This window comes from Candidatus Pelagibacter bacterium nBUS_30 (assembly GCF_051201245.1).
Taxonomy (GTDB): Bacteria; Pseudomonadota; Alphaproteobacteria; order Pelagibacterales; family Pelagibacteraceae; genus Pelagibacter.
Map to the genome: position 1 here is coordinate 217,793 of NZ_CP172842.1, position 19,581 is coordinate 237,373.

At 30.5% G+C, this 19,581-nt stretch carries 18 protein-coding genes, 1 tRNA gene and 1 other RNA gene; 12 read left to right on the forward strand and 8 right to left on the reverse strand.

Annotated features, from left to right (window positions below; translation table 11 throughout):
- Positions 1-21: 21 nt before the first annotated feature.
- Positions 22-1,002: an RluA family pseudouridine synthase gene (locus ACIJYE_RS01155; protein ID WP_435090610.1), complete on the reverse strand. Its 981-nt coding sequence runs from the start codon at positions 1,000-1,002 to the stop codon at positions 22-24.
- 23 nt (positions 1,003-1,025) lie between these two features.
- On the opposite strand from ACIJYE_RS01155, the gene ACIJYE_RS01160 reads away from it, so the two are divergent.
- Positions 1,026-1,102: transfer RNA gene (locus ACIJYE_RS01160), tRNA-Arg, on the forward strand.
- A gap of 40 nt (positions 1,103-1,142) precedes the next feature.
- Here the strand turns inward: ACIJYE_RS01160 and ACIJYE_RS01165 are convergent.
- Positions 1,143-2,075: an L-threonylcarbamoyladenylate synthase gene (locus ACIJYE_RS01165; RefSeq protein WP_435090611.1), complete on the reverse strand. Its 933-nt coding sequence runs from the start codon at positions 2,073-2,075 to the stop codon at positions 1,143-1,145.
- 20 nt (positions 2,076-2,095) lie between these two features.
- Here ACIJYE_RS01165 and ACIJYE_RS01170 point away from each other — a divergent pair, with 20 nt between their 5' ends.
- From ACIJYE_RS01170 to dxs, 3 genes are read left to right on the forward strand one after another with little or no spacing between them, the layout of a single operon-like run.
- Positions 2,096-2,332 (forward strand): exonuclease VII small subunit, encoded by a 237-nt coding sequence (locus tag ACIJYE_RS01170; RefSeq protein ID WP_435090613.1) that lies wholly within the window; start codon positions 2,096-2,098, stop codon positions 2,330-2,332.
- Positions 2,329-3,201: a polyprenyl synthetase family protein gene (locus ACIJYE_RS01175; protein WP_435090614.1), complete on the forward strand. Its 873-nt coding sequence runs from the start codon at positions 2,329-2,331 to the stop codon at positions 3,199-3,201. The genes ACIJYE_RS01170 and ACIJYE_RS01175 overlap by 4 nt, the downstream gene beginning before the upstream one ends.
- Positions 3,198-5,114 carry a 1-deoxy-D-xylulose-5-phosphate synthase gene (dxs, locus tag ACIJYE_RS01180; protein ID WP_435090615.1) on the forward strand — a complete coding sequence of 639 codons (1,917 nt, stop codon included), beginning with the start codon at positions 3,198-3,200 and terminating at the stop codon, positions 5,112-5,114. The genes ACIJYE_RS01175 and dxs overlap by 4 nt, the downstream gene beginning before the upstream one ends.
- Before the next feature lie 12 nt (positions 5,115-5,126).
- Here dxs and aroC read toward each other — a convergent pair whose 3' ends face one another.
- Positions 5,127-6,209: a chorismate synthase gene (aroC, locus tag ACIJYE_RS01185; protein ID WP_435090616.1), complete on the reverse strand. Its 1,083-nt coding sequence runs from the start codon at positions 6,207-6,209 to the stop codon at positions 5,127-5,129.
- A 33-nt stretch (positions 6,210-6,242) separates the two neighbouring features.
- Here aroC and pdxH point away from each other — a divergent pair, with 33 nt between their 5' ends.
- Positions 6,243-6,869, forward strand: coding sequence for a pyridoxamine 5'-phosphate oxidase (pdxH, locus tag ACIJYE_RS01190; protein ID WP_435090618.1), 627 nt, complete (start codon positions 6,243-6,245; stop codon positions 6,867-6,869).
- Here the strand turns inward: pdxH and ACIJYE_RS01195 are convergent.
- Complete coding sequence (locus ACIJYE_RS01195; protein ID WP_435090620.1) at positions 6,866-7,879, reverse strand: polyprenyl synthetase family protein; 1,014 nt, start codon at positions 7,877-7,879, stop codon at positions 6,866-6,868. The genes pdxH and ACIJYE_RS01195 overlap by 4 nt on opposite strands.
- A gap of 114 nt (positions 7,880-7,993) precedes the next feature.
- Between ACIJYE_RS01195 and ACIJYE_RS01200 the strand changes: the two genes are divergently transcribed.
- From ACIJYE_RS01200 to ppdK, 4 genes are read left to right on the forward strand one after another with little or no spacing between them, the layout of a single operon-like run.
- On the forward strand, positions 7,994-8,800 hold the full coding sequence (locus ACIJYE_RS01200) for a S49 family peptidase (RefSeq protein ID WP_435090622.1): 807 nt from the start codon (positions 7,994-7,996) through the stop codon (positions 8,798-8,800).
- A complete protein-coding gene (locus ACIJYE_RS01205; RefSeq protein ID WP_435091246.1) occupies positions 8,790-9,671 on the forward strand; it encodes a glycine--tRNA ligase subunit alpha in 882 nt (293 codons plus the stop codon). The genes ACIJYE_RS01200 and ACIJYE_RS01205 overlap by 11 nt, the downstream gene beginning before the upstream one ends.
- Positions 9,672-11,738 (forward strand): glycine--tRNA ligase subunit beta, encoded by a 2,067-nt coding sequence (gene glyS / locus ACIJYE_RS01210; RefSeq protein WP_435090624.1) that lies wholly within the window; start codon positions 9,672-9,674, stop codon positions 11,736-11,738. It begins immediately after the preceding gene.
- Positions 11,738-14,398 carry a pyruvate, phosphate dikinase gene (ppdK, locus tag ACIJYE_RS01215; protein ID WP_435090626.1) on the forward strand — a complete coding sequence of 887 codons (2,661 nt, stop codon included), beginning with the start codon at positions 11,738-11,740 and terminating at the stop codon, positions 14,396-14,398. The genes glyS and ppdK overlap by 1 nt, the downstream gene beginning before the upstream one ends.
- Positions 14,399-14,417: 19 nt before the next feature.
- Here ppdK and ACIJYE_RS01220 read toward each other — a convergent pair whose 3' ends face one another.
- The 3 genes from ACIJYE_RS01220 to ssrA all read right to left on the reverse strand — a co-directional run bounded on the left by ACIJYE_RS01220 (position 14,418) and on the right by ssrA (position 15,793).
- On the reverse strand, positions 14,418-15,092 hold the full coding sequence (locus tag ACIJYE_RS01220; RefSeq protein ID WP_435090628.1) for an FkbM family methyltransferase: 675 nt from the start codon (positions 15,090-15,092) through the stop codon (positions 14,418-14,420).
- A gap of 85 nt (positions 15,093-15,177) precedes the next feature.
- Positions 15,178-15,474: a hypothetical protein gene (locus ACIJYE_RS01225; RefSeq protein ID WP_435090630.1), complete on the reverse strand. Its 297-nt coding sequence runs from the start codon at positions 15,472-15,474 to the stop codon at positions 15,178-15,180.
- 19 nt (positions 15,475-15,493) lie between these two features.
- Positions 15,494-15,793: a transfer-messenger RNA gene (ssrA, locus tag ACIJYE_RS01230) on the reverse strand.
- Between the two features lie 4 nt (positions 15,794-15,797).
- On the opposite strand from ssrA, the gene thyX reads away from it, so the two are divergent.
- Positions 15,798-16,745 carry an FAD-dependent thymidylate synthase gene (gene thyX, locus ACIJYE_RS01235; protein ID WP_435090632.1) on the forward strand — a complete coding sequence of 316 codons (948 nt, stop codon included), beginning with the start codon at positions 15,798-15,800 and terminating at the stop codon, positions 16,743-16,745.
- On the opposite strand, the gene ACIJYE_RS01240 is transcribed toward thyX, so the two are convergent.
- Positions 16,726-17,550 carry an Mrp/NBP35 family ATP-binding protein gene (locus ACIJYE_RS01240; RefSeq protein WP_435090634.1) on the reverse strand — a complete coding sequence of 275 codons (825 nt, stop codon included), beginning with the start codon at positions 17,548-17,550 and terminating at the stop codon, positions 16,726-16,728. The two genes, thyX and ACIJYE_RS01240, sit on opposite strands and share 20 nt — an antisense overlap.
- A gap of 51 nt (positions 17,551-17,601) precedes the next feature.
- Here ACIJYE_RS01240 and hflK point away from each other — a divergent pair, with 51 nt between their 5' ends.
- Together hflK and hflC are read left to right on the forward strand one after the other, a co-directional pair.
- Positions 17,602-18,705 carry an FtsH protease activity modulator HflK gene (gene hflK, locus ACIJYE_RS01245; RefSeq protein ID WP_435090636.1) on the forward strand — a complete coding sequence of 368 codons (1,104 nt, stop codon included), beginning with the start codon at positions 17,602-17,604 and terminating at the stop codon, positions 18,703-18,705.
- Positions 18,706-19,575: a protease modulator HflC gene (gene hflC, locus ACIJYE_RS01250; protein WP_435090638.1), complete on the forward strand. Its 870-nt coding sequence runs from the start codon at positions 18,706-18,708 to the stop codon at positions 19,573-19,575.
- The last annotated feature ends 6 nt before the right edge of the window (positions 19,576-19,581 follow it).

The window sequence follows — 19,581 nt, forward strand, 5'->3', positions numbered from 1 at the left end:
CTATATTAAATTTTCAACGATTTATTCACTAGTGTTTCTGAGCATTTTTAATAAATTATTTAGTTCTTGTGGCAAAATTGAGGAAAAAACCATTTCTTCATTAGTTTTAGGATGAATAAAGCCCAAGATTTTTGCGTGTAAAAATTGCCTATTTAACTTGGAGATTAAACTTTCTAATCCAATATCTATATTTTTAAGTTTCTTATATTTTTTTTTATACTTATCGTCTCCAACTATACTGTTACCCAAATGTGTCATGTGAACACGTATTTGGTGAGTTCTACCAGTTTCCAATTTACATTCTACCAAACTTAATGTTGGCGTTTTATCATTTTCAAAAACTTCTATAGTTTTATAATTTGTTATAGCTCGTTTACCTTTTAAACTGCTAACTTCCATTAGTTGTCTGTTTTTGGAACTACGAGTTAAAAAAGTATCTATTTTTCCTTTTGATGGTCTAAGTTTACCCCATATTAAAAGTTGATAAACTCTTGTGATGGTGTGATTGCTAAATTGCTGTGATAAGTTTTCATGAGACTCATTATTTTTTGCAATGACCACTAACCCAGATGTATTTTTATCTATTCTATGAACTATACCAGGTCTAAGCTCATCTCCAATTGTTGAGAGGGAGTCCTTATTGTAATGCATTAAAGCATTAACAATCGTTTTGTCATAATTTCCAGCTCCTGGATGCATAATTATTCCAGCTGGTTTATTAATAACCATTACATCTTCATCTTCATGAATTATTTCTAGTTTAAAATCATATGGTTTTAACGAAGCTTCTACAGGCTCTGGTATACTCAAGATCAATCTGTCACCAGTCAAAACTTTTTTTGAAGGACTTTTGATAATTTCATTGTTTAATTTTAGTTTTTCTTTAAGAATTAAGTTCTTAATTCTAGTTCTACTAATTAACTCTTCTCTTTTGTTAATCAAAACATCAACTCTGAGATTGTTTTCATTTTCTTCAACTATAAAATTAATGTTTTTTTTCATAAAATGTAATATTAATACTATATGCGCTTGTAGCTCAACTGGATAGAGCGCCTGACTTCGGATCAGGAGGTTCTGGGTTCGACTCCTAGCAGGCGCGCCACCTCATTCCTAATTTTAATTATTTCAATTGCATGTTTTATTCAATATTTTGATGCTCTGTTTAATCTATCGTTTATCGTTTTACCGATTCCTTTATTTTGAATTTTTTCTACAGCAATCATTTTATAACCATCTTTTTTAATTAACCTTAATAATGAGTATAGATTTTTTGCAGATTCTTTAAGATTGTTTTTTTTACTTAAATAGTAATAATTTTTAAAAGAAATTTTTCTTTTTTTTATCAACACATAGGCTTCATTTTTTTTTGGTTTTTTAGCATTTGTTCTTAATGGTATACCAGGAGAATAGTGCAAATGGAACTGGCCAGGTGCAAGTTTCTTTTTTGAATTAGTTTTAATTAAAACTTTTTTTTTTAATATTTTTTCTATTTTTAAAATATCTAATCCTCCAAATCTAAGTATGGTTGGTTTATCTAAAAGATTAATGATCGTTGACTCAATACCTATTTTGCATTTACCTCCGTCTAAAACATATTTAATTCTTGATCTAAATTCTTCAAAAACATCAGATGCTTGAACAGAACTTAGCCTAGTTGATATATTTGCACTAGGTGCAGCCAAAGGATATGTTAAAGTTTTAAGTAGCTTTCTAAATAAAGGATGTTTAGGAAAACGAACTGCAAGGCTCTTTTGTCGGTTAGTTACTAATTTAGAAATTTTAGAAGTTTTTTTTAATTTTAATATAAATGTAACTGGTCCAGGAGAAAATTCATTATAAAGCTTAATAAAATTATCATTAATATGGCAATCTTCTTTTAATTTATTAATATTTAAATAATGAACAATTAATGGGTTATTAATTGGTCTTTTTTTTAACTTAAATATCCTTTTTACAGATAAGTCTGAATAAGCATTTCCAGCTAATCCATAAACTGTTTCAGTAGGTACAGCCACACAATGATTTTTATCTAAATATTTTTTTGCTTTTTTGATATTTGATTGAATAGATTTCATGTATTAATAATTAGTATTATATGAAAGATAAAAATTTACCACCTGATAATAATTTGGTCTCCCTTGAGGAATTAACAGATCAGGCAAATCAGATAATCGAGTCTTTAGAAAATGAAAAAGATCTAAGTAATTCTATAGATAGTTATCAGCAATTATTGAAGTTAAACAATATTATTGAAAAAAAATTTCATAAAAATTTTAAATCTATAGGTGAAGAAACCAATAAAAAAGTTAATGAAATTATTAAAAAAAAATGAATTCCAAGCTTGTTAGAATTGCAAAAGATACAAATTTTTACTTAAATAAATTTCTTAATAAGCAGAATAACTCTGAATTAATTTCAGCTATGAAGTACGGCTTATTTCCAGGAGGAAAAAAAATTAGATCCAAAATTTTAATTGATATTGGTTCATTGTTGTCAATTGAATATAAAACATTAATTGCTATTGGTGCAGCAGTAGAATGTATTCATGCTTACTCTCTTATACATGATGATTTACCTTGTATGGATAATGATAAAATTAGAAGAGGCAAACCATCTACCCATATTAAATTTGGGGAGTCCACTGCTGTTCTTGCTGGTAACTCATTACTTACAATGGCATTTGAAATTTTAACAAACCCGGCTTTAAAAGTGAGTGAAAAAATTAAGATTAATTTAATTCAGAAATTATCAGAATGCTCAGGTCATTTGGGTATTGCTGGTGGTCAATATTTAGATCTCAGTTATGAAAAGAAAAAGGTATCTAAAAAAAAAATTATAGATATGGAAATTAAAAAAACAGGAAAATTATTTAGTTTTTGTTGTGTGGCGCCAGCAATTATTAAAAAAAAGAGCTTAAAAGAAATAAAATTTTTTGAAAATATTGGTTCTGATATTGGTCTTTTATTCCAAATAGCAGATGATTTAATTGATTTTAAGGGTAATTCAAAAATAGCTGGAAAAAAAACAGGTAAAGATCAAAAAAAAGGTAAGGCAACACTTATAAGTTTACTTGGTTATGGAAATGCTATTAAATATTGTAATAAAATAATTTCTGATATCAATAATGATTTAAAAAAATATGGATCAAATTCTAAAAATATTAAAGAAACATTAGACTATATTTTGAATAGAGATAAATGACACAAAATTATAAATTTTTAGATAATATAAATTTTCCATCTGATTTAAGGAAGATATCGGAAAATGATCTTCAATCAGTTTCTGATGAAGTAAGAAAAGAAATGATTAGTGCGGTATCTGAAACTGGAGGACATTTAGGGGCAGGCTTAGGTGTTGTTGAGTTGTCAGTTGCTCTTCATTATGTTTTTGACACCCCAAACGATAAATTAATTTGGGATGTTGGTCATCAATCTTATCCACATAAAATTTTAACTGGAAGAAAAGATAAAATTAGATCTTTGAGGCAAGGGAATGGTCTATCAGGATTTACAAAAAGATCAGAAAGTGAGTATGATCCTTTTGGAGCTGCTCATAGCTCAACGTCCATATCTTCTGCGCTAGGTATTGCTGAAGCAAACAAATTAGCTAATAAATCATCTAACGTAATAGCTGTAATTGGAGATGGAGCAATAAGTGCAGGTATGGCCTACGAGGCAATGAATAATGCTGGAGCAACAAAAACTAAAATGATTGTAATTTTAAATGATAATGACATGTCGATAGCAAAACCTGTGGGGGCTATGAGAACTTACCTAGCAAAACTATTTACTGGTAAAATATATTTTAGTTTAAGAGAAACGCTTAAACTAATTATATCAGCATTTTCAAAAAGATTTAGTGCTAATGCAGGAAAAGCTGAGGACTTTTTAAGGACAGCTGTTACTGGAGGTACTTTATTTAATTCGTTGGGTTTTTATTACGCAGGTCCAATTGATGGTCATGATTTAACAACTCTTGTTCCTATTTTAAAAAACGCAAGAGACTCTAAACATGAAGGACCAATTATGATCCATATAAAAACACAAAAGGGAAAAGGTTATTTACACGCAGAAAAAGCAATAGACCATTATCATGGAGTTTCAAAATTTGATGTTGAAACTGGTGAGCAAGTTAAAAGTAATACTAACATTCCCACATACACAAAAGTTTTTGCCAACTCATTAGTTAAACATGCTAAAAAAGATAGTAAAATTGTTGGAATAACAGCTGCAATGCCAGGTGGGACAGGGATGGATATTTTTGGAAAAGAATTCCCAAAGAGAATGTTTGATGTAGGTATAGCTGAGCAACATGGAGTAACTTTTGCTGCTGGTTTAGCTACAGAAGGATATAAACCCTATGCTGCAATTTACTCAACTTTTTTACAAAGAGCTTATGATCAAATTGTTCATGATGTAGCTATTCAAAGCCTGCCTGTAAGATTTGCAATAGACAGAGCAGGTCTAGTAGGAGCTGATGGTTCTACTCACGCTGGTTCATTTGATATTACTTATTTATCAACTCTACCAAACTTTATAGTAATGGCAGCAAGTGATGAAGTTGAATTGGTAAAAATGATAAATACTTCAGTTGATATTAATGACAAACCAAGCGCAATCCGATATCCGCGAGGAATAGGAACTGGACTTGATTTGCCTTCAATTGATGAAAAAATAGAAATTGGTAAAGGGAAAGTTGTTCAAGAAGGAAAACAAGTTTGTATTTTAAGCTTAGGAACAAGACTTGAGGAAAGCAAGTTAGCTGCTGAAGAATTAAAAAATAAAGGTATTACAACAACAATTGTTGACGCAAGATTTGCTAAACCTTTAGATCAAGAACTTATCTTAAAATGTGCTAAAGAGCATGAGGTAATGATAACTATAGAAGAAGGATCAATAGGTGGTTTTGGTTCTCATGTTGAAAATTTATTAGCTGAAAAAGGTATATTTGATAAAGGTTTAAAGTTTAGAGCAATGATGTTACCAGATATTTTTATTGAGCAAGATAGCCCAAAAAATATGTATGAGTTAGCAGGATTAAACGCTTCTCATATTTCAAAAAAAATCTTAGACGTTTTATTTACAAAAGAGTCAATTAAAGTAGTAAAAAGTTAAATTAAATAAAATTTAGCCACATTGAGCTTTATTCATTAGATAGTGATCTAATAAAACGCAATTTATCATAGCTTCACCAACAGGTACTGCTCTGATACCCACACAAGGATCATGTCTACCTTTAACCGATATAGTCGTATTTTTTCCAAATTTATTTATAGTTTTTCTAGTTGTTAAAATTGACGACGTAGGTTTTACAGCAAATGAAGCAATAATCTCTTGACCACTTGATATTCCTCCTAAAATTCCTCCAGCATTATTGGAATCAAATTTTAATTTTTTACCTTTTAAAGAAATTTCATCTGAATTTTGTTCACCACTTAATTGTGCTGAATTCATTCCAGCTCCAATATTGACTCCTTTAACAGCATTTATACTCATTAAGCCCGAGGCTATATCAGAATCTAATTTTGAATAGATAGGAGCTCCTAGTCCTGCAGGTATACCCCTTGCTCTTATTTCAATTACAGCTCCACAAGAAGATCCAGATTTTCTTACACCAAGCAAATATTTTTCCCAAAGTTTTATCATTGATTTATCAGGACAAAAAAATGGATTTTTAGTAATTATTTTATCTTCCCATTGACTTGTATCACATCCCAATATTCCTAGTTGAGTAACAGCACCAATGACTTTGAATTTTTTACCTAATTTTTTTTCTAAAACTAATTTTGCTATTGCACCTGCTGCAACTCTAGCAGCAGTTTCTCTTGCTGAAGATCTTCCACCACCTCTATAATCCCTTATTCCATATTTTTTAAAGTAAGTTAAATCAGCATGTCCTGGTCTAAACTTATCTTTTATATTACCATAATCTTTTGATCTCATATCTTTGTTGTAAATGACAAGAGATATGGGTGTTCCAGTTGTTTTTCCTTCAAATACTCCAGATAGTATTTGAACCTTATCATCCTCTTTTCGTTGAGTCGTAAATTTTGATTGGCCTGGTTTTCTTTTATCTAGCTCTGTTTGTATGTCTTTTTCTTTAAGACTTATGTTGGGTGGGCAGCCATCAACTATACAGCCAATAGCAGGTCCATGGGACTCACCCCAGGTTGAGAAACGAAATAACTTTCCAAAAGTATTAAATGACATTATTTATATTATATAGATTATTTTGTTTAAATTATGAATCAAAAAAACTCACTTGGACTAAATCATTGTTTTTTAGATCTAGAGGATCCAATTAAGCTATTTGGAGCATGGATGGATGACGCAAAAAAATCAGAACCTAATGATCCTAATGCACTTTCATTAGCAACATCGACTAAAGACAACTTTCCATCAGTAAGAATTGTTTTATTAAAAGAATTTAATCATAATGGATTGGTATTTTACACTAACTTAAATAGCCAAAAAGGAAATGAATTAAAAGAAAATCCTAAAGCTGCAATGTGTTTTCATTGGAAAAGTCTTTTAAGACAAATAAGAGTCAGTGGAACAGTCACTCAAGTAGAAGATGTGGTTGCTGATCAATATTATAATTCAAGAGGTTATGAAAGTAGAATTGGCGCTTGGGCCTCGAAACAAAGTAAAGAGTTAAACAATAGAGACGAACTGATGAATTCAATTAAAGAATTTAAACAAAAATATAATGATGAAAATAAAGTTCCAAGACCCAGCCATTGGTCTGGTTGGAATTTATCTCCGTTAAGTTTTGAATTTTGGCTAGATGGAGATAGTAGAATTCACGAAAGATTAAAATATACGATTGATAAAAATGGTAATTGGATTAAATCTCTATTAAATCCTTAAAAATTTCTACCTAAACTAAATGAAGTAAGATTTTTTAGAATTTCTTTTTCTTTTGAGTCTTTAAATACCATTAATGAATTTGAGGCAAGATTTATGTAATGTTGAGCCTTTTGATAACACTCATTAATGATCTTATATTTTTTTATCAAAGAAATTATCTTTTTAAAGTCGTCATTATTTCTTATATTTTTTTTGAATAATTCAGTTAACAATTTTTTTTCATCTGGGTTTATTTTTTGAAAAAGCAAAATTACAGGCAAAGTAATTTTTCCTTCAAAAAAATCTTGACCAACTTTTTTTCCAAATAATTTAAGATCAGAATTATAGTCAAGTGTATCATCGGCGATTTGAAAAGTAAGCCCAAGATTTCTTCCGTAAAATTCAAGCGCATCTTTTTCTTTTGTATCTACATCTGATAAAATTGCACCTACTTTTGTTGCAGCCGCAAATAGCTCTGCAGTTTTTGCTGAGATAATTTTTAAATAAGTTTCTTCAAGCATATCAACTTCACCTTTATGCTGAAGCTGCAAGACTTCTCCTTGAGCAATCTTAGAAGATGTCGATGATAATAATTTTAAAACTTCTAAATTGCCATCTTCTACCATCATTTCAAAACATCTACTTAATAAGTAATCACCAATCAAAACTGACGAGTGGTTGTCCCAAACTTTATTCAAAGTTTCTTTTCCTCTTCTTACGATACCCTCATCAATTACATCATCATGCATTAGTGTTGCGCTATGAATTAATTCTACACAAGCTGCAAGATTTACATCTCTAGAACCTTTTGAATATCCACATAGTTTTGCAGACCCTAATGTTAAAAGAGCTCTTAGTCTTTTTCCACCTGTTTTAATGTGGTAGCCAGTCATTTTTTGTACCAATTCAACATCGCTCATTAATTTTGATTTTATTTTTTCTTCAGTTAGAACAAGTTTGTCATCAACAGAATTTTTAAGTTGAAAATACGAATCATTTATTTGATTTTTGAGCTGTATTACTGTTCCCATGACGAATTTAAATTAATATAATTAAGTTTTATATATTACTTATCAATTGACGCACCTAATTCTTCAATTATAAGTAGACTATATATTCAATTAATAAATCTATAAGGAATAGTGATGTTTTCTCTTTTTAAAAAGAAAAAAACCGTAGCTCATGTAAAGTTAAGTGGAGTTATAGGAAATGCTGGAAAATTTAAACAAGGAATTGATTTTGCGGGTCAAGAGGAGCTTATAAAAAAGGCTTTTTCTTTAAAAAAAGCTGTTTCTGTTGCTATTAGTATTAATTCGCCTGGTGGATCACCTGTTCAGTCACACTTAATTTATAGCTTGATTAGACAAGAAGCTAAAAAAAATAAAAAAAAAGTAATTGTATTTGCTGAAGATGTAGCAGCATCTGGAGGTTATCTTATTTCATGTGCTGGCGATGAAATTTATGCAAACTCAAGTTCAATTATTGGATCTATTGGAGTTATCTATTCATCATTTGGATTTACAGAATTGATAAAAAAAATTGGTGTAGAAAGAAGAGTTCATACTGCTGGAAAAAACAAAAGTACATTAGATCCGTTTCTAGAAGAAAAAAAGGAAGACATTGAAAGATTAAAAAAAATCCAATTAGATTTACATAAAGATTTTATAGACGTAGTAGAAAAAAGCAGAGGATCTAAATTAAACAAATCTGAGGTTGAACTTTTTTCTGGGGAGTTTTGGTCAGGAAGTAAAGCAAAAGATTTAGGACTAATAGATGGAATAGGAGATGCGCATCAAGTTTTAAAAGAAAAATTTGGAGAAGATGTGGTTGTTAAAAAATTTGAAAAAACTAAAGGGTGGTTAAGTCAAAAACTTTCATCTTCAAGCAATCAAGTAGATCAATTAGCTAACATTTTAGATGAAAGGTCAATCTGGCAAAGATATGGTTTCTAAAACAAAAAAACCAAAACAAAAAATTCAATCATTTCAGGAAACAATCTTAAACCTTCAAAAATTTTGGAGTAAAAAAGGCTGCATTGTTCTACAACCCTATGACATGGAAGTTGGGGCAGGAACATTTCATCCTGCAACAACATTGAGATCGTTGGGTCCAAAGTCGTGGAAAGCTGCATATGTTCAACCATCAAGAAGACCAACGGATGGGAGATATGGAGATAATCCTAACAGACTACAACATTATTATCAATTTCAAGTTTTGATAAAACCTTCACCAGACAATATAAAAAAATTATATCTTAACAGTTTATCTGTTATTGGGATTGATCATAATGAACATGATATTAGATTTGTTGAAGATGATTGGGAGAGTCCAACATTAGGTGCGGCGGGTTTAGGTTGGGAAGTTTGGTGTGATGGTATGGAAATCACACAATTTACATACTTTCAACAGATGGCTGGCTTTGAATGTAATCCTGTTTCAGTAGAAATTACTTATGGCTTGGAAAGAATATGTATGTTCACACAAAAACAGAAAAATGTTTATGACTTATTGTGGAATGATGAGGGAGTAAAGTATCAAGATGTTTTTCATCAAGCAGAAAAAGAATTTTCAGCATATAACTTTGAACACGCAAATGTTGACAGTTTGTTTAAGATGTTTGATATGCACGAAATGGAAGCAAAATCTCTGGTAGAAAAAAAATTATCATTACCAGCATATGATCAATGTTTGAAAGCAAGTCACGTATTTAATATTTTAGATGCTCGTGGAGCTATAAGTGTTGCTCAAAGAGCAGGATATATTGGTAGAATAAGAGATATTACAAAAGCTTCTGCAGGAATTTGGTTAGACAGTCAAAGTTAGATGTCAGATTTTTTTTTAGAACTATTTAGTGAGGAAATACCTTCGTCTCTTCAAAAAAATTTGAGGGAAGATTTATTAAAAAGTTTTAATATATTATTTGATCAAAAATTTATTTCTTTCAAAAAAAGCACCTCATACTCAACTCCAAATAGATTAATAATTTTATTTGAAGGTTTAAAGAAACAGATAGTTATGAAATCTGAGGAAATCAAAGGACCTAATATAAATGCTCCAGAAGTAGCATTAGAGGGCTTTTTAAGATCAAATGATCTATCTAAAAAAGATCTTTTTAAAAAAAAAACAGACAAAGGGGAATTCTATTTTTTTAAAACGAAATCAAAAAAAATTAATACACACGATTTATTAGAAGAGTCGGTACCTCTATTGTTGCAAAAAATTCAATGGAAAAAATCAATGAAATGGGGTGGGTTTGCTTTAAATTGGGGAAGACCATTAAAATCAATATTAGCAGTATTTGATAAAAAAAAATTAATTTTTGATTTTCATCATCTGACTTCATCAAATTCAACTTTTATTGATAGAGAATATGAGGAAAAGAAAAAAATATTTACTAATTTTAAGGAATACAATAATTTTTTTAAAAAAATTAATATTATTATTGATCAGGAGCAAAGAAAAAATTTAATAGAAAAAAAATTCAGTGAAATTTCTAATAAGAAAAATATAAAGATTGAAAACAATCCTAAGTTACTTGACGAAGTTGTGGATTTAACAGATCAACCAAATGTAATATTATGTGAGTTTGATAGAAAATTTCTTAATATTCCCAAAGAAATTTTAATTATCACTATGCAATACCACCAAAAATATTTTCCAACTTTTGATAAAAAGGGAAATATTACAAATGAATTTTTAGTTGTAACAAATAAAAAGGATATAAAAGGTTTAATAAAATTAGGAAATGAAAGAGTTGTAGAAGCTAGATTAAGTGATGCTGAATTTTTTTGGCAGAAAGATAAATCTCAAAATTTAGTTAAAAGAGTTTCTAAACTAAAGTTAATGAATTATTTCAAAGGATTGGGAACTTACTTTGATAAAGTTCAAAGAATGAGAAAACTTGGAGGAATGATCTCTGATGAATTGCTGATAAGTAAAGAAAAAGTGGAATTGTCCGCTTCCATTTGTAAAGTAGATTTGATTTCAGAACTGGTTGGTGAGTTTCCTGAACTTCAAGGAATTATGGGTGGTTATTTTGCAGATGCACAAGGTTTTGAAAAAGATGTATCTCTTGCGATAAGAGAACAATATTTGCCCACAGGTTTTAATTCAAAAACACCAAAAAAACCTTATAGCATTGCACTTTCATTAGCAGATAAAATAGACACTCTAGTTGGTTTTTTTGGAATAAACCAGAAACCAACCAGTTCGAAAGATCCATTTGCGTTAAGAAGACTTGCCTTAGGAATAATAAAAACAATAATTGAAAATAATAAAGACTTTAAAATAAGAGACTTAATAAGCTATTCAACAAGTTTGTATCTAGACCAAGGATTTAAATTTGAGAATGAATTTTTACAAAAAGAGTTAATAAATTTTTTAATGGATAGATTAAAATTTTATATGAAAGATGAGAAAATACGTCATGATATTATTCAGGCTTCAACAAATTCTTTTAATTTAGATCAATCGGTTGTGATTTTTAGTAAAGCCAAAAGTTTGAATAATTTTATTGATAAGCCAATCGGCACTGATCTAATATCAGTCTATAAAAGAGCGTCCAGCATATTAGACAGTGAGTTTAAAGGTAATAAACTTGATCTATCAAATACAACTGACCCTGGTATTTTTAAAACAGAACTTGAAAAAAATTTATTTAAAAAGATTAATGAATTAAGAAAATACTTTCAAAGTATCAATAAAGATGAGAATTTTGAGCAATCTCTTACCAATCTAGCTGATTCAAAAAAAGTTGTTTTCGATTTTTTTGACAACGTCACTGTAAACGATGAAGACCCTGCAATCAAAAAAAACAGACTAGATCTAATCCAAATGTTATGTAAAACGTTTGACAATTATGTTAATTTTTCTTTAATCGATTCCCAATAATGAAAAAACTTATTTTAAATTTTAAATCTAAAGATAGCAAAAATATTAAAAACTCTAAGAATTTTTTAGGAGGTAAAGGTGCTAACCTTTCTGAAATGGGAAGAATGGGGCTTCCCGTACCCCCAGGGTTTACAATTTCAACTAAAGTATGTGAACTTTTTTATAAAGATAAAAAAAAACTGAATAAAAATTTAGTTGCTCAAATTAAAAAAGAATTAAAAGTAATTGAAAAAGATGTTGGAAAAAAATTTGGAGATTTAAAAAACCCCTTATTACTCTCTGTAAGATCGGGTGCTAGAGTATCAATGCCTGGTATGATGGATACAATTCTAAATCTTGGTTTGAATGATAAAACTGTAAATGCGTTAGCTGTAAAAACTTCTAACGGTAGATTTGCTAAAGATAGTTATAGAAGATTTATTCAAATGTATGGTAATGTGGTAATGGGTGTTGAGGGTTATCATTTTGAAGAATTAATTGAAAACTACAAACTTACCAAGGGAGTTCTTTTAGATACCGATCTAGATGAAAATGATTGGGATGGGTTAATATTAGATTTTAAAAGAACTATTAAAGAAAAAACTAAAAAAAATTTTCCTCAAGATGTTTATGAGCAATTACTTGGAGCAATTAGTGCGGTATTTTTATCTTGGGAAAGCAATAGAGCAAAAGTTTATAGAAAATTAAATCAAATTCCAGCCGAATGGGGAACTGCCGTTAATGTTCAGTCAATGGTTTTTGGTAATATGGGAGAAGACTGCGCAACAGGTGTAGTGTTTACAAGAAATCCATCTGAGGGGCTGAATGAAATATATGGTGAATATTTAATCAATGCACAGGGTGAAGACGTGGTGGCTGGCACAAGAACACCGCAATACATTACTAAAAAAGCAAGACAGCAAGCAAAAGTTAAAGCTCCATCAATGGAGGAAGTTATGCCCAATGTCTACAAACAACTTCATAAAATTTTAAAAAAATTAGAAAAACATTATAGAGATATGCAAGATGTTGAATTTACAGTTGAAAATAAGAAACTATGGATGCTTCAAACAAGGTCTGGAAAAAGAACAGCTAAGTCAGCAGTAAAGATTGCTGTTGATATGGTTAAAGAAAAATTAATTTCTAAAAAAGAAGCTGTGCTAAGAATTGATCCTAATTCCTTAGACACTTTACTTCATCCTACCTTAGATGAAAAAAGTTCTATAAACGTTATTGCCAATGGTTTACCAGCATCTCCAGGGGCTGCTAGTGGAAAAGTAGTTTTTACTTCGGAAGAAGCTGAGAGATTAACAGGAATGATGCAAGATACAATTTTAGTTAGAGTTGAAACTTCTCCAGAAGATATTCAAGGAATGCACGCAGCCAAAGGTATTTTAACTGCAAGAGGAGGAATGACAAGTCATGCCGCAGTAGTCGCAAGAGGAATGGGAAGACCATGTGTTTCTGGTTCAAGTGAAATAGATATAAATTATGAGAGCAAATCTTTTAAAACACCATCTATGGAAATTAAAGAAGGTGAAGTTATAACTATTGATGGATCTACAGGTAGAATTATTTCAGGTAGCGTTACAACAGTTAAACCAGAAATTTCTGGTGATTTTTCTAAATTAATGTCATGGGCTGATAGTTTTAGAAAATTAAATATACGAACGAATTCAGAAACACCTAAAGATACAAAAACAGCCAAAGATTTTGGTGCAGAAGGTATTGGTCTTTGCAGAACAGAGCATATGTTTTTTGATGAAGAAAGAATTTTATCTGTTCGTGAAATGATTTTATCTAAAACTAAAGAAGATAGAGCTAAAGCACTTGAAAAACTTTTACCTCACCAAAAAAAAGATTTTATGGAAATTTTTAAAATTATGAGTGGTCTACCTGTTACAGTAAGATTACTAGACCCTCCTCTTCATGAATTTTTACCTAAAACAGAAAAAGAAATTAGTGAAGTTGCAAATGTGGTCGGTCTTTCAGTTAAGGAGGTAGAGTCTAGAATAGAAGAACTTCATGAACAAAATCCAATGTTAGGTCATAGAGGTTGTAGACTTGGTATATCTTTTCCAGAAATATATGAAATGCAATGCAGAGCTATTTTTGAAGCGTTAGCTTTACTTAAAAAGAAAAAAACTAAATCTGCCTTTCCAGAAATTATGATTCCTTTAGTTTCAACAGAAGCTGAAATAAAGATAATGAAAGATTTAGTAATTAATATAGCTAGCGAAGTGCAAAAACAATATAAGATAAAGATAGAATTTATGGTCGGCACAATGATCGAGCTTCCAAGAGCTGCAATTAAAGCAAAAGAAATAGCCAAACATGCTGAATTTTTTAGTTTTGGCACCAACGACTTAACACAAACTACTTTTGGGATTAGTAGAGATGATAGTGGTAAATTTTTGAACGACTATTTAGATAATAAGATATTTTCAATTGACCCATTTGTTTCAATAGATGATGGGGTTGCTGATTTAGTTGAAATTGCTGTTGAAAAAGGAAAAAGTCAAAACAAAAAATTAAAACTTGGAATTTGTGGTGAGCATGGTGGTGATCCTAAAAGTATTGAGTTTTGCTCTAGAGCTGGTTTAAATTATGTTTCTTGTTCACCTTACAGAGTTCCAGTTGCAAGATTAGCTGCTGCACAGGCAGAAATTAAAAATAAATAGAATTTTATTTAATTCAAATTTAAACTTTTTTATACAAATTGTCTTGAAAAAGAAATAAGGGATATGTGAATTTCTTTATTAATTTAAAATTATGTTTCTTTAAAAATTTTTCAATTTTTTTATTTGAGACATCCTCGTACTGATTAAAAAATTGCCTTTCAATTAAAATAAACTTTACTTGATTTTTGATAATATTTATTGATCCATTAAGTACATTTAGCTCGTATCCTTCCACATCAATTTTTAATAAACAATTCTTCAAATTTTTATTTCTTAATACTTCATCAAGTTTCTTTATTTTTACCTTATATTTATCCTCATAATCATTGGATGCTCTTAAAAGAAATTTTTTAAAGTATAGATAAAATGTTTTTTTATTTTTTTTGAAAGTAGATGTATATGATAGTTTGTTTATATAAATATTTTTTTTCGTATTGTTATTTCCTAGCCCAATATTAAAAAATTTTATTTTTTTATTATTTTTAAAATTTTTATAAAGAGTCCTGTAAATTTTTTTTTGTGGCTCAAAACAATAAATTTTTTTTATATTTTTTAATTTTAATAAATAAGTTAAAAATTCGCCTTTGTGGGCACCAACATCAATAAAATAATGTGTCTTAAATTTTTTAATATATCTAATTATTCTAGTCTGATGTATATGGTGTAGTAGGTTAAACAGTAATTCAAATTTCATAGATGCTGTTTCTTATATCATTTATGCTGTTCTAGAAGCGAAGAGTGTTCTGTTGCCAGGTGTCCTGGACCCCTTAATTTAATATTTAAAGTTTAACTAAACTCATTTCCCACATTTTAATACTTTCGATACATTCGTCGAAAATGGATTTTGCAAATGGATTTTGACCAGAAGCAAATAGCTTCATATTTTCTTCATTATGAACTGAGACTTTAAACATAACATAACTTTTATCTGGCGCTATTGCTGGAACTGTTTTTTCAACATGAGCAATTTTTTCCCTTACTTCCATTCCTTCATCTGATTGCATCCATGCCATGAATTTTTCAAATTTTCCTTCACCAGATTTAAACTTTGCTATTGCAAGCATTTCTTTTTCCATATCTACATCCTTTCTTTAGTTTAGGGGCGTTCTGTTGCCAGGTGCCCCGGACCCCGTCTACTTAATTAACAAAGTTAATTAGGCAGCAAGTGCGTAACTTTCGTTAGCAATTATAAATTAGCCCGTTACGGTGGAACAATTCCGAACAAAAGAATAGCCTTTAGTCATCCGTCGAATCTAGTTCACCCCCATAAGTTGTAATGGTGGAGGTGGTGGGTACTGCCCCCACGTCCGCAATGGTTATTACGAAATTCGTTTATCGTCATAGTTGGAAAACCAACATTATTAATATAAAAGCAATTACAAGAGATTCAATAAAAATCATGAAATTAACTAGCGAACAATCACAAGAAATTAAAGAACAACAGTCTCAACAGAATCAAACTAAGAGAGTTACAGCTCCTGCACTTGAAAATATTCTATACGAAGCAATTCCTGCATTAGATCATGGTTTTGTAAGAGTTATTGATTATATGGGTGATGACACATCAATTGTTCAGTCAGCTCGAGTGTCTTATGGTAAAGGAACCAAAAAAGTTTCAACAGATGCAGGTCTGATTAAATATTTAATGAGGCATTGGCATAGTACTCCATTTGAAATGTGTGAAATTAAATACCATGTTAAGCTACCAATTTTTATTGCTCGTCAATGGATCAGACACAGAACAGCTAACGTAAACGAGTATTCAGCTAGATATTCTATTTTAGATAAAGAGTTTTATTTACCAAGTACAGAAAATTTAGCAGCTCAATCTACAAGCAACAGACAAGGTAGAGGAGATGTTCTGGAAGGTGATCAAGCAAAAGAAGTCTTGGAACTTTTAAAAAATGATGCCGAAAGAACTTATGATAATTATGAGACCATGTTGAATGAAAGATTTGACGGCTCAACTATAGATGAAAATAAAAAAGGTTTAGCTAGAGAGCTTGCTAGAATGAATTTAACTTTAAATACTTACACTCAGTGGTACTGGAAAACTGATTTATTAAATCTAATGAATTTTTTAAGATTAAGAGCTGATAGTCATGCTCAATATGAAATAAGAGTTTATGCAGATATCATGTTGGATACTGTTAAAAAATGGGTTCCAATAACTTATGATGCATTTATGGATTATAGAGTTGGTGGAACAGAAGTTTCAGCCAAAGGTAAAACAATCATTCAAAAGCTTATCAAAGGTGAAAACGTTGATGTAGATAGCTCAGGACTTTCAAAAAGAGAATGGAATGAACTAATGATTGCTTTTGATCTTAAAGATAAGTTGATTTAATCTTATTAGCAAAATCTAAATATATTTTTGAAATTTCATGTTCAGGATTAGCTTCAACTATGGGCTTTCCCTCGTCTCCATTCTTTCCAACTTCTGGATTTATTGGGATCTCTCCTAAAAATTCTTTTTCAAATTCTTCTGCAGTTTTTCTGACACCACCTTCACCAAAAATTTTATATTTTTTACCATCATCTCCGGTAAAAAAACTCATGTTATCCACTAAACCTAAAATTTTCACTCCAAGTTTATCAAACATTTTGATACCTCTTTTGACGTCCAATAAAGCTACTTCTTGAGGAGTGGAGACAATTATTGCTCCATCCATTTTTATTTCTTGAGAAAATGTAAGTTGAGTATCACCAGTTCCTGGTGGCATATCAACGATTATAAAATCTAAATCTTTCCAATTAACTTTTTGAGTAAAAGTTTTAATAGCACTTGTTACCATAGGGCCACGCCAAATCATGGGTGTTTGTTGATCTGCTAAAAAACCAATGGACATACATTGAATATCGTATTTAACAATTGGTTCTAATTTTTGACCATCACTTTTTGGTTTTTCATTTATATCAAACATTTTAGGAATTGATGGACCATAAATATCAGCATCAAGTAAACCAACTTTGCATCCAACTTTTTTTAGCGCTAAAGCAAGATTCGTTGCAAATGTAGATTTTCCAACTCCACCTTTTGCACTAGAGATTGCAATTGTAAACTTAGTTCCAAGAATTGGATTTTTAGTGAATTTCCTAGGCTCCAGCTTCTTTTTCATTGCGTCACTTAGTTCTGGTTTTTTATCAGTCATATTTTCATGATTACTTGTTTTTTAGAATAAAGACACTATATACTTTGTCATATGTCAGATGATTATAAAGGCAGAGGTGGAAGTCCATGGGGGTCTCCCCCAGGTGGAGGAGGAAATGGTTCAGGTAAAGGACCAACGCCACCAGATATAGATGCAATAATTAGGGATATCCAAAACAAAATTAATAAATTTTTACCTGGTGGAAGTAAATCAGGTGGAAAGCCAATCGGTCTAATTTTAATTATTTTACTTTTTGTGTGGCTTGCAAGTGGACTTTATAGAGTGTTACCTGATGAACAGGGTGTTGTTTTAAGATTTGGTAAATTTGTAAAAACAACTCAACCTGGTCTTAACTATCACATACCTTTTCCAGTGGAGACAGTAGAAACTCCTAAGGTTACTAAAGTAAATAGAATGGATATTGGTTTTAGATCTGAAAGAGATAGTGGTTTTTCTTCGGGAGGCGGAGTAGCAGATGTGCCTCAAGAAAGTTTAATGTTAACAGGAGATGAGAATATTGTGAACATTGACTTTTCAGTATTCTGGGTAATTAAAGATGCTGGCAAATTTTTATTCGAAATTCAAGACCCTCAAGGAACTGTAAAAGCAGCAGCAGAAACAGCTATGAGAGAGGTAATTGCCAAAAGCGACATTCAGCCAATTTTAACTGAAGGAAGAGCAAAGATTGAGATAGAAACCCAAGAAATTATTCAATCAATTTTAGATGAATACAATAGTGGTATTCAAATTACACAAGTTCAAACACAAAAAGCTGATCCACCTGATCAGGTTATTGATGCGTTTAGAGATGTACAGGCTGCAAGAGCTGATATGGAAAGATCAAAAAACGAAGCAGAAGCTTATGCTAATGACGTTATCCCAAGAGCAAGAGGGGAAGCTGCAAAAATTATGCAAGCTGCAGAAGCATATAAGCAAAAAGTAGTTGCATCAGCCGAAGGAGAGGCAAGTAGATTTGTATCGATTTACACCGAATACGCAAAAGCGAAAGAAGTTACTCAAGAGAGAATGTATCTTGAGACTATGGAAAAAGTTTTAGCTGATATTGAAAAAGTAATTATTGAGAAAAATGCAGGATCAGGTGTAGTTCCTTATCTCCCACTACCAGAATTAGGAAAAAAGAAAGTGAGTAATTAAATGAAAGCTCAAAAAATATTATTACCAATAGTAACCATATTAGGGGCTTTAGTTTTCTTTTCAGTATTTATTGTTAAAGAAGTGAATCAAGCAATCGTTCTTCAATTTGGTGATCCTAAAAAAATCATTATTGAACCAGGTATAAATTTTAAATTACCTTTTATTCAAAACGTTGTTTTTTTAGATAGTAGGATTTTAAATTTAGACACACCACCCGCAGAAGTTATTGCATCGGATCAAAAAAGACTAATTGTTGATGCGTTTGCAAGATTTCAAATTATAGATCCTTTAAAATTCTATATTTCAGTTGGAAATGAAAGGGTTGCAAGATCAAGATTAGCAACAATTATAAACTCAAGAATAAGAAACGTTTTAGGTCAACAAGAATTACAAACATTACTTTCTAAAGATAGGTCTAAGCAAATGTCTTTAATTCAAGAGGGCGTAAATACAGAAGCTCAAAAATTTGGAATTAAAATTGTAGATGTAAGAATTAAAAGAGCAGATCTTCCACAAGCAAATAGTGATGCAATTTATAGAAGAATGCAAACTGAAAGAGAGAGAGAGGCCAAAGAGTTTAGAGCAAGAGGTGCTGAGATGGCGGTGACTATTACCTCAACAGCTGACAAAGAAGTTTCAGTAATATTAGCAAATGCAAATAAAGATTCGGAAATCATGAAAGGTGAAGGTGATGGAGAAAGAAATAAAATCTTTGCAGAAGCATTTGGAAGAGATCCAGAATTTTTTGCTTTTTATAGAGCGATGCAAGCATATGAAACTGCATTAATTGGAGGAGACACATCTTTAATATTGTCTCCAGACAGTGAATTCTTTAAGTTTTTTGGAAATATAAAACCTAAATCACAATAATATAAT

Bases quoted from the DNA above. Each gene is read 5' to 3' on its own strand.
- thyX (WP_435090632.1), top strand. From the start codon at position 15,798: ATGAAATTAACTAGCGAACAATCACAAGAAATTAAAGAACAACAGTCT.
- ACIJYE_RS01225 (WP_435090630.1), bottom strand. From the start codon at position 15,474: ATGGAAAAAGAAATGCTTGCAATAGCAAAGTTTAAATCTGGTGAAGGA.
- ACIJYE_RS01155 (WP_435090610.1), bottom strand. From the start codon at position 1,002: ATGAAAAAAAACATTAATTTTATAGTTGAAGAAAATGAAAACAATCTC.
- pdxH (WP_435090618.1), top strand. From the start codon at position 6,243: ATGAATCAAAAAAACTCACTTGGACTAAATCATTGTTTTTTAGATCTA.
- ACIJYE_RS01170 (WP_435090613.1), top strand. From the start codon at position 2,096: ATGAAAGATAAAAATTTACCACCTGATAATAATTTGGTCTCCCTTGAG.
- ACIJYE_RS01200 (WP_435090622.1), top strand. From the start codon at position 7,994: ATGTTTTCTCTTTTTAAAAAGAAAAAAACCGTAGCTCATGTAAAGTTA.
- hflC (WP_435090638.1), top strand. From the start codon at position 18,706: ATGAAAGCTCAAAAAATATTATTACCAATAGTAACCATATTAGGGGCT.
- aroC (WP_435090616.1), bottom strand. From the start codon at position 6,209: ATGTCATTTAATACTTTTGGAAAGTTATTTCGTTTCTCAACCTGGGGT.
- ACIJYE_RS01220 (WP_435090628.1), bottom strand. From the start codon at position 15,092: ATGAAATTTGAATTACTGTTTAACCTACTACACCATATACATCAGACT.
- ACIJYE_RS01165 (WP_435090611.1), bottom strand. From the start codon at position 2,075: ATGAAATCTATTCAATCAAATATCAAAAAAGCAAAAAAATATTTAGAT.
- ACIJYE_RS01205 (WP_435091246.1), top strand. From the start codon at position 8,790: ATGGTTTCTAAAACAAAAAAACCAAAACAAAAAATTCAATCATTTCAG.
- ACIJYE_RS01175 (WP_435090614.1), top strand. From the start codon at position 2,329: ATGAATTCCAAGCTTGTTAGAATTGCAAAAGATACAAATTTTTACTTA.
- dxs (WP_435090615.1), top strand. From the start codon at position 3,198: ATGACACAAAATTATAAATTTTTAGATAATATAAATTTTCCATCTGAT.
- glyS (WP_435090624.1), top strand. From the start codon at position 9,672: ATGTCAGATTTTTTTTTAGAACTATTTAGTGAGGAAATACCTTCGTCT.
- ACIJYE_RS01240 (WP_435090634.1), bottom strand. From the start codon at position 17,550: ATGACTGATAAAAAACCAGAACTAAGTGACGCAATGAAAAAGAAGCTG.
- ACIJYE_RS01195 (WP_435090620.1), bottom strand. From the start codon at position 7,879: ATGGGAACAGTAATACAGCTCAAAAATCAAATAAATGATTCGTATTTT.
- hflK (WP_435090636.1), top strand. From the start codon at position 17,602: ATGTCAGATGATTATAAAGGCAGAGGTGGAAGTCCATGGGGGTCTCCC.
- ppdK (WP_435090626.1), top strand. From the start codon at position 11,738: ATGAAAAAACTTATTTTAAATTTTAAATCTAAAGATAGCAAAAATATT.